This is a genomic window from Actinomadura darangshiensis, from assembly GCF_004349235.1.
Lineage (GTDB): Bacteria > Actinomycetota > Actinomycetes > Streptosporangiales > Streptosporangiaceae > Spirillospora > Spirillospora darangshiensis.
In genome coordinates, this window is the sequence record NZ_SMKY01000586.1 from 1 (window position 1) to 2,046 (window position 2,046).

A 2,046-nucleotide genomic window follows, 5' to 3' on the forward strand; every position below is an offset into this window, starting at 1 on the left:
GGGAAGGTATTTGCGTCCGCCGCGGATCATGTACTGGGGCGTGGTGGCGGGGTCGTCGGCGATCGTGTATCCGCCGGGGGCGGTGATGAGGGCGATGTCGCCGGCGGCGAGGCGCACGGGGGCCGGGTCGTCGAGGCGGATCCAGGCGTGGCCGCCGAGGGTGGCCGCGACGGTGAGCGGCGGCCCGCCGGCGTACTCCATCGCCCACGGCGGCCGCCGGATCAGCTGCCTGACCAGGGCGTTCTGCGCGCGGGCCCGATGCAGCAGGTCGGTGAGCACGTCCACACGCCCACCCTAGACGATCACAAAGGTTTCACGGATTCTCACCCATGGATCGTCCAGGCGGTGGCGCGGTTGGGTGGACGGCATGAAGAAGTCCATCGCAGTGTTCGGAACCGGCCCGGGTGTGGGCCAGGCGGTCGCCCGCCGATACGGGAAGGAGGGGTTCGACGTCGTGCTGGTCGCCCGCCGCCGGGAGCGGCTGGACCTGCTCGCCCGCGACCTTGAGGCCGAGGGCGTCACCGCCCATGTGGTCACCGCCGACCTCGACCGGTCCGGCGACGTCCCGGAGCTCGCCGAGCGGATCCGCGCGCACGTCGGGGACCCCACGGCCCTCTACTACGGCCCGGCCCCCGCCGACCTGGCGTTCGTCCCCGCCGTCGACCTCACGCCGGAACTGCTCCAGGACCGCATGCCGATCACGCTGTACACGCTCATGGCGCTGGTCGGGGAGTTCCTGCCCGCCATGGCCGGGCGGGGCGACGGCGCGATCCTCAGTGCCCAGGGGGCCGCCGCCGTCCAGGGCCGGCCGGGCATGAGCGGCTGGCCCACGGTGCTGGCCGCGCAGCGCAACTACCTCCAGTCGCTCGCCGCCGAGGCCGCCGGGAAGGGCGTCTACGTCGGCATGCTCTACATCGGCGCCCGCATCCTGGGCACCCCCTTCGAGGAGGACTACCAGCGGCGCCTGGCCGAGGGCGAACCCGTGTCCGAAATGGCCGCCGCCGACCCCGCCGACCTGGCCGGCATCCTGTGGGACATGCACACCGCGCGGGACCGGCACGAGAGCGTCGTCCCCGCCGGGCTGCTGGACCGGTGACACCGGCCGTGCCGCCGGGGCCCGCCGGCGGCACGGCTCGCCGCGGTAGGCACAATGCCCGGTATGGGTGAGGTTTTCACGCACCGGCTGCGGGTGCGGTACAGCGAGTGCGACCAGCAGGGCGTGGTGTTCAACGGCCACTACCTGTTCTTCTACGACGTGGCGCTGACGGAGATGTGGCGGGCGCTGGTCGGCGACTACGGGGAGATGGTGGAGGGCGGCTACGACCTGGTCGTGGCGGAGGCGCGGATCCGGTACCGGGACGGCGCGCGGTTCGACGAGCTGCTGGACGTGTCGATGCCGGTGGCGCATCTGGGGACGACGAGCATGGTCGTGCGGCCGGTGTTCCGGGTGGGCGGGCGGCTCATCGCCGACGGCGAGGTGCGGCATGTGTTCATCGACCCGGCGTCCAAGGGCAAGAGGGAGATGCCGCCCGAGGTCAGGTCGGTGCTGGAGCCTTTCCTGGACGGGGCGGGACAGGCGGCCGGCGCCTCGTCAGGCGCTTCATCGCCTTGACGACGTCTCGAGCGTCGCGCGTTCTCCCGGATTTGGAATCGGGTTTCCGCCTGACGTGCCCGGCACAGTTCCCGCGGGTCTGATTCAACCGAGTGCGCCGCCCCCGGGGCAACCCCTTTTTTCGCGGGGCGGCCCCGGGGTGTCAGCGGGCGAACAGGGAGGCGTAGACGGTGCGGCCGCCGCCCGTGACGATCTGCCCGGCCAGGTGCGGGGCGGTGACGGTGGACAGCCGCAGGTCGAGGTAGCGGTCCTCCTCGTGCAGTTCGGCGGGCCCGGCGGGCGCGGCGGCGATCCACCGGCCGATCTCGGCGAGACGGGCGGAGCGGTCGCGTTCCAGGGCGCCGCGCAGCCCCGCCAGGCCGCCCGCTTCGGACGGCACGGTCTGGAGCGCCCCGGTCTGGAGCGTCCCGGTCTGGAGGGGCGCGGGGTCGGGC

At 73.2% G+C, this 2,046-nt stretch carries 4 protein-coding genes; 2 read left to right on the forward strand and 2 right to left on the reverse strand.

Translation table 11 applies throughout. The annotated features are described in order from the left end of the window. On the reverse strand, nucleotides 1-285 hold a 285-nt coding region (locus tag E1293_RS46640), incomplete at its 3' end, for a cupin domain-containing protein (protein WP_132206516.1). 82 nt (nucleotides 286-367) lie between these two features. Here E1293_RS46640 and E1293_RS46645 point away from each other — a divergent pair. Both E1293_RS46645 and E1293_RS46650 read left to right on the forward strand, forming a co-directional pair. Further along, the gene (locus E1293_RS46645) at nucleotides 368-1,096 is read left to right on the forward strand and encodes an SDR family NAD(P)-dependent oxidoreductase (RefSeq protein ID WP_132206518.1); all 729 of its coding nucleotides are present in this window, start codon (nucleotides 368-370) and stop codon (nucleotides 1,094-1,096) included. A gap of 63 nt (nucleotides 1,097-1,159) precedes the next feature. After that, a complete protein-coding gene (locus tag E1293_RS46650; RefSeq protein ID WP_165978726.1) occupies nucleotides 1,160-1,612 on the forward strand; it encodes an acyl-CoA thioesterase in 453 nt (150 codons plus the stop codon). A 142-nt stretch (nucleotides 1,613-1,754) separates the two neighbouring features. On the opposite strand, the gene E1293_RS48385 is transcribed toward E1293_RS46650, so the two are convergent. Further along, a partial coding sequence (locus tag E1293_RS48385; protein ID WP_207939551.1) for a hypothetical protein occupies nucleotides 1,755-2,046 on the reverse strand: 292 nt, incomplete at its 5' end.

Coding starts and splice junctions, on each gene's coding strand:
- E1293_RS46645 (WP_132206518.1), top strand. CDS start 368: ATGAAGAAGTCCATCGCAGTGTTCGGAACCGGCCCGGGTGTGGGCCAG.
- E1293_RS46650 (WP_165978726.1), top strand. CDS start 1,160: ATGGGTGAGGTTTTCACGCACCGGCTGCGGGTGCGGTACAGCGAGTGC.